The sequence below is a fragment of the Streptomyces sp. SID10853 genome (assembly GCF_010548145.1).
In the GTDB taxonomy this organism is placed as follows: domain Bacteria; phylum Actinomycetota; class Actinomycetes; order Streptomycetales; family Streptomycetaceae; genus Streptomyces.
Genome location: NZ_JAAGLN010000319.1, coordinates 1 through 6400, shown reverse-complemented (window position 1 = coordinate 6400; position 6400 = coordinate 1). Strand labels below are relative to the sequence as shown.

Here is a 6400-nt window from a genome sequence, read left to right as displayed (position 1 = left end):
CGGCGGCGGGCTTGATCGCGGGCACCGTACCGATGACGGGGACGTCCGGTTCGAGCGCGGCGCGGATGGCCGGCAGGGCGTGGACCGATGCGGTGTTGCAGGCGACGATCAGGGCGTCCGGCCGGTGTGCGGCGGCCGCGCGTGCGACCGCCAGGGCCCGGGCGGTGACGTCGTGGGGCGCGCGTGGGCCCCACGGCATGCTGCCGGGGTCACTGGAGAGCACCAGATCGGCGTCGGGCCGCTGACGGCGTACGGCGGCGGCGGCCGCGAGGAGGCCGATTCCGGAGTCCATGAGCGCGATCTTCACTCGGTCACCCTAGTCGACAGCTCGTCCGGACCCGCCCTGGTGGGGCAGACTTCGGCGGATGAGCGCCATTGCCTGGATCGCCGTGTGTTCGCTGGCCGTGTGGATGTGGCTGCTGCTGGGGCAGGGTCTGTTCTGGCGGACCGACCAGCGGCTGCCACCGCGCACCGCCCCCGCCGTCTGGCCGTCCGTGGCGGTGATCGTGCCCGCCAGGGACGAGGCCGCGGTCCTGCCGCTGAGCCTTCCTTCGCTGCTGGCCCAGGACTACCCGGGCGAGGCCGAGATCTTCCTGGTCGACGACGGAAGCTCCGACGGGACCGGTGAGCTGGCCGCCCGGCTGGCCGCCCGGCACGGCGGGCTCCCGCTGACGGTCGTCTCCCCCGGTGAGCCCGAGCCCGGCTGGACGGGGAAGCTGTGGGCGCTGCGCCACGGGATCGCTCTCGCGCGTGCCGGGGAGCCGGAGTACCTGCTGCTGACGGACGCCGACATCGCCCATGCGCCGGACAGCCTGCGCGAGTTGGTGGCCGCCGCCGGTTCGGCGCGGCTCGATCTGGTGTCCCAGATGGCCCGGCTGCGTGTCGAGAGTTTCTGGGAGCGGCAGGTCGTCCCCGCTTTCGTGTACTTCTTCGCCCAGCTGTATCCGTTCCGGTGGATCAACAGGCCCGGGGCCCGTACGGCGGCCGCGGCCGGGGGCTGTGTGCTGCTGCGGACCGAGGCGGCGGAGCGGGCCGGGGTCCCGGAGTCCATCAGGCAGGCGGTCATCGACGATGTGTCGCTGGCCCGGGTGGTGCGGCGCAGCGGCGGCCGTATCTGGCTGGGGCTCGCCGAACGAGTGGACAGCGTGCGCCCGTACCCGGGGCTCGGCGATCTGTGGCGGATGGTGTCGCGCAGCGCGTACGCCCAGCTCAGGCACAGCCTTGTGCTGCTCACCGGCACGGTGCTCGGTCTCGCGCTGATCTATCTCGCGCCTCCGGTCACGCTGGTCGCCGCTCTGCTGCTGGGCGACGCCCCCGCCGCGTGGGCGGGCGGGCTCGCCTGGCTGGTGATGGCGGGCACCTATCTGCCGATGCTGCGCTACTACCGCCAGTCGCCGCTGCTCGCACCGGCCCTGCCGTTCACCGCGCTGCTGTATCTGGTGATGACGGTCGACTCCGCGGTGCAGCACTACCGCGGGCGTGGCGCCGCCTGGAAGGGGCGGACCTACGCCAAACCGGAAGCGCGACCGGAGCAGGGCGCCGCCTCCCCCGCGGCGACCGGGCCCGGGCCCGAGGTCCCGCCCGGGGCGGCGCAGGACCTCTGAGCACCGCCCCGGACCCTGCCGTGGCCGTTCCGCGGCGGACGGCAGGGCCGGGCACCGCGGCTGCGTCACTTCCTGCCGGGCGTCCAGTTCATGCCCCAGCCGTACGCCTGGTCGACGGTGCGCTGCGGGCTGACGCCGCGGTCGGGCACGAGATAGCGGGCCTCGCGCTGGACGACGAGGTCCCCGGCGTCGTTGGTGATGAGGGCGAGCGCGCAGACCGTGGACGGCACGGTGCATTCGTCGAGCGAGAAGTCGACGGCCGCGCCGTGCTGCGGCTGGAGCGTGACCGTGGCATGCAGATCGGCGAAGCTCTTCGCCCCTTCGTAGATCGTCACGAAGATGAGAACCCGTCTGATGCTGTTCTTCTGGTCGAGGTTGATGGTGAGGTTCTCGCCGGCCGAGACAGAGCCGGTGCGGTCGTCGCCGTCGAGATGGATGTACGGCGGCCGGCTCAGCGATCCGAACGCGTTGCCCAGGGCCTGTACGACGCCCTTGCGGCCGTCGGTCAGTTCGTAGAGCGCGCACAGGTCGAGGTCGATGCCGGAGTTCATGGCGACGGCCTTGCCGAGCTTGGCCGCCCAGCCCTTGGGCTGCTGCTGCCGGGTCTCCCAGTTGAGGTTGACCCGCATGGACCCGGATGTCCCGCCCTGCTTCGTGAGGGAGACGGCGGGCGCTTCCTTCGTCAGGGTGACCTTGCTCAGCCGTACGGGGGCGGGCGGTGCGGGCGGCCCGGCGGGCGGTGGCGGGGCGGGGGCGCTGTACGTGGTGGCAGGCGGCGGTGACGGGGCCGCCGGTGGGGCAGGTGGGGCTGCGGGTGCAGCAGCCGGGGTCTGCGGGGCGGGCCGCTGGGCGTCGTCCACGCTGATCCCGAAGTCCGTGGCCAGCCCTTCGAGGCCGCTGCCGTACCCCTGACCGACCGCGCGGAACTTCCAGGCGCCCTGGCGCCGGTAGAGCTCGCCGAGGAGGAAGGCCGTCTCCACCGTGGCGTCCTGGCTGTCGAACCGGGCGATCTCGGTGCCGTCCGCAGCGTCGAGCACCCGGATGCGGAGCCCGGGCACCTGGCCGAAGGTTCCCCCGTCGGCCGATGCCGCCAGGACCACCCGCTCGATGGCGGGCTCCACCTGCGCGAGGTCGACCGAGAGCGTGTCGGTCGCGGTGTCCGACGTGGTCGTCTTCCCCTCGTGGCGGACGGCACCGGACGCGTGCTGCGGCTGGTTGTAAAAGACGAAGTCGGCGTCCGTGCGCACCTTTCCCGATGCCAGCAACAGGGCCGAGGCATCGACATCGGGCACCCCAGGACCTGGCCGCCATCCCAATTCGACCCGCACGGCCTGAGCCGACACCGGAACATTGGTTCCCTTAAGCATTGACATGCTCGCCCCCAACTGGCGTCGTGAAGCCGTAGATTTCCGTACGGCCAACCTAATCCCAGCCGCCGTGGTGTGCTCCTGAGGAGCACAGGAAGATCGTTGCGCCATCTGGCGGCAACCCGCCGGTAACCGGCCCGCGAGCAGGCCACTACCTGATCAGAGTCGGGCCTGACGACCGTTTTTGGCAAGTTCGCTCGCATTGGGGATCCACAGTCACCCGGAACGCGCAAAACAACCCTCTTATCGGGCTCCCCAATCAGCACATCGTGGGCTTAACTTATGTGCCATGACGTCCCCCCGTGCGACCTACGGTGGCGGTTACTACTCCGCGCCGTCCTTCCCGGACACCCCTATCTACGATTCTCTTGTCGCAGAGCGGGGCACCCCTCAGATCGCTCCGATCCGAGTCCCTTCGGCTTACGACACCGGCAACAGCTACTTGCCGGCGCTGCCATCGGCCCTGCCCGCGCTGCCGGCCGGCCCTTCGCAGCAGGGGCAGTCCTACGGCTATCCGCAGCCCATGGCGCACCCCGTGCCGATGCAGCAGCACGCTCCGACGCCGTACATCCCGCCGCAGGCCACCGCGGGGCGCGGCTACCCGGGACCGCAGCAACAGCCGCAGCGGCCCGCGGGCGCCGGTTACGAGGCGATGCGGCCCGCGGCGCAGCGGCCCGCGCCCTCGCCGTACGAGGATCCGTACAACCGCCCGTACCAGGGCCGCGGATACTGACCGTCCATCCGGCAGCACGGAACGGGACGGCAGGACAACTCCCCCGGCATCAGCGGTTCACGCAGTTCTGCACAGGATCCACTCCATCCGGCCAGGTCCCTCACGGGGTGTGCGCCGGGCCCGGCCGCGGCCGGGCCCCGGGACCTGCCGGAGAGCAGCGGTGGACGCGCGCAGGCGTGGCCGCCCGTGAGCAAGGTGATCAGGCCGTTGCCCAACAGCGGTCCCCACGGTCCGCGTTGGCGGCCGGTGTGCATCCTCGTACGGGACCCCCTTATCTTTCCCAGGGAACTCACAGATACGGCAGGCGCGTTGTACTCGCGTGAGATTGCTCTCGCTGCGCCCGGCCGAGGGCAGGCCGTGCCCAGTGAGGTCAGGACGGATACGGAAGGGGGTGCGGGACGTGCGAGCAGCAGCCGGGGTGTGGCGTTGGCGGCACAATCCCCTGCGCCGTGGGACCGATCTAGCCGAGGCGTGGGTGGCGCTCGTCGCGGTGCTGCTCATCGCTGTCGCGGCGCCGCTCGTGGGATGGCTCTGCGGCTCTCTCACCGGCAGCGCCCTCCAGGACACCGCCCGGATCCAGCGCAGACACCGGCACACGACCACGGCCACCGTGGTGCGCCCCCTGCCGGAGCCATCAGTGGTGCCCGCCAACCCGGACGGGATCTCGGACGCCCTGCCCCGCGGCCGGGCCGCCGCCGTATGGACCGGGGTGGACGGCAGCCGGCACAGCGGGGCGCTCTCCACGTTCAAGGCCGACAACCGTCCCGGTGACCGCCTGCGCGTCTGGACGGACGACAGCGGGCACCTCGTCAACAGACCCATGAAGCCGCGCACGGTGCGGGCCCGCGCGGTGCTCGCGGGGTTCGGCTCGGCCGCGGCGACGGCGGGCCTCATCGTGGCCGGGCGCCGTCTCGTCGTATGGCGGCTGATACAGCGGCGGTACGTGAGGCTCGACCGCGCCTGGAGCGAAGCCGGTCCCGACTGGGGACGCACGGGCACCGGCAGCTGAGACCGCCTCTCGCGTCAACTCCCGCGTCCAGCGCGCGCTACGGTGGGGCCACATCCGTCGGGCACACGAGGTGGGGGCACAACAGCGCCATGGCACAGGGCACGGTCCAGGTGACGTACACCGGAACATCCAGGTGGCGGCGCCGTACAGGCGAGTACGTCTCCCTCTCCGCAGCCCTGGAGGCCGCAGGTGACGGTGACGTCCTCACGGTCGCTCCCGGCACGTACCGCGAGAATCTCGTCGTCCAGCACGCGATCACCCTGCGGGGCACGGACGGAGCGGTCGGCTCGGTGCGGATCGCACCCGCCGACGGCATCCCGCTCACCGTGCGGGCGTCCGCGGTCGTCCAGGACCTCCAGGTCGAGGGGCAGGATTCGTCCGCGCCCGCGCTGCTCGTCGAGGAGGGCACCCCGGAGCTGCTGGATCTGCGGATCGTCACCCGCTCCGCCGTCGGCATCGAGGTGCGCGGAGCGGCCAGGCCGACCGTGCGCCGCTGCACGGTCGACAATCCGGCGGGCGTCGGAATCGGTGTACTGGACGGCGCGGGCGGGGTGTTCGAGGAGTGCGAGGTGGTCGCGGCCGGCCAGTCGGGCATCTCGGTGCACGGCGGCGCGCACCCCAGGATCGAGCGCTGCCGGGTCCATCACGCGTCCGGGGCCGGGCTGAGCGTCTCCGGCGACGGCAGCGGCCTGGAGGCGTTCGGCTGCGAGATCTACGAGGTCAAGGGCACGGGTGTGCAGGTCGCCGCGCGCGCATCGGCCCATCTCACGGACTGCACCGTCCACCGCACGTCGGCCGACGGTGTCACGCTGGACACGGACGCGGTGCTGACGCTGTCGGACTGCGACATCCATGACATCCCGGAGAACGCGGTCGACCTCAGGTCCCGTTCGGTGCTCACGCTGACCCGCTCGACCGTCCGGCGCTTCGGGCGCAACGGTCTTTCGGTGTGGGACCCGGGCACCCGGGTGGACGCCAACCAGTGCGAGATCCACGACAGTACGGGCGACTACCCGGCCGTCTGGGTCAGCGACGGGGCGACGGTGGTGCTGGACTCCTGCCGGGTGCACGACGTACCGGACGCGATCTTCGTACTGGACCGCGGTTCGCGCGCCGACGTGGTCGACAGCGATCTCGCCCAGGTGCGGAACACCGCGGTCTCGGTGAGCGACGGCGCCACGGCGCAGCTGGACGACTGCCGTATCCGGGAGGCGTCCACCGGCGCCTGGTTCCGTGACCACGGCAGCGGCGGCACGCTCAGCGGCTGCACCATCGACGGCGCGCAGACCGGGGTGATCGTCACCAAGGGCGCCGATCCGAGGATCGAGCGCTGCACGGTGACCTCACCGGCCGAGGCCGGCTTCTATGTGTCGGCCGAGGGACGCGGCACGTTCCACAACTGCCGGGTGACGGGCAGCGGCGGTTACGGCTTCCATGTCATAGACGGCTGCCGCACGACCCTGACGCGCTGCAGGACCGAGCGGTGCGCGCGCAGCGGTTACGAGTTCGCCGACGGCACCCTCGGTGAGGGCGGCGCCGGCGGTCCCGTGGTCGAGGACTGCACCAGCGACGAGAGCGGCCTGCTGGCCGGCCCGAACGGCGCTCCCGCCATGGGGGCTCCCGCGGTGGCGACCGCGACGCAGACGGCCGGTCTGCTCGGCGGGCTGCCCGCACCGCGGCCGGCCCC

The 6400-nt window shown here is 72.0% G+C and carries 5 protein-coding genes and 1 pseudogene; 4 read left to right on the top strand and 2 right to left on the bottom strand.

What is annotated here, in order from left to right; genetic code table 11:
• Positions 1–307 (bottom strand): annotated as a pseudogene (locus G3I19_RS33440) (glutamate racemase); the annotation flags it as partial.
• A gap of 58 nt (positions 308–365) precedes the next feature.
• Here G3I19_RS33440 and G3I19_RS33435 point away from each other — a divergent pair.
• A complete protein-coding gene (locus G3I19_RS33435; protein WP_164267465.1) occupies positions 366–1604 on the top strand; it encodes a glycosyltransferase in 1239 nt (412 codons plus the stop codon).
• Positions 1605–1669: 65 nt separating this feature from the next.
• Here G3I19_RS33435 and G3I19_RS33430 read toward each other — a convergent pair whose 3' ends face one another.
• Positions 1670–2977, bottom strand: a complete 1308-nt coding sequence (locus tag G3I19_RS33430; RefSeq protein ID WP_164267464.1) for a TerD family protein — start codon at positions 2975–2977, stop codon at positions 1670–1672.
• A 283-nt stretch (positions 2978–3260) separates the two neighbouring features.
• On the opposite strand from G3I19_RS33430, the gene G3I19_RS33425 reads away from it, so the two are divergent.
• The 3 genes from G3I19_RS33425 to G3I19_RS33415 form a co-directional block, all read left to right on the top strand.
• Positions 3261–3704: a DUF6643 family protein gene (locus G3I19_RS33425; RefSeq protein ID WP_164267463.1), complete on the top strand. Its 444-nt coding sequence runs from the start codon at positions 3261–3263 to the stop codon at positions 3702–3704.
• Positions 3705–4104: 400 nt separating this feature from the next.
• On the top strand, positions 4105–4713 hold the full coding sequence (locus tag G3I19_RS33420) for a hypothetical protein (protein WP_164267462.1): 609 nt from the start codon (positions 4105–4107) through the stop codon (positions 4711–4713).
• Between the two features lie 89 nt (positions 4714–4802).
• Positions 4803–6400: right-handed parallel beta-helix repeat-containing protein (locus tag G3I19_RS33415; protein ID WP_203600892.1), on the top strand; the 1598-nt coding region annotated here is incomplete at its 3' end.

What these genes read in the sequence shown, in the direction of transcription:
- G3I19_RS33435 (WP_164267465.1), top strand. Translation starts at nt 366, where the DNA reads ATGAGCGCCATTGCCTGGATCGCCGTGTGTTCGCTGGCCGTGTGGATG.
- G3I19_RS33425 (WP_164267463.1), top strand. Translation starts at nt 3,261, where the DNA reads ATGACGTCCCCCCGTGCGACCTACGGTGGCGGTTACTACTCCGCGCCG.
- G3I19_RS33430 (WP_164267464.1), bottom strand. Translation starts at nt 2,977, where the DNA reads ATGTCAATGCTTAAGGGAACCAATGTTCCGGTGTCGGCTCAGGCCGTG.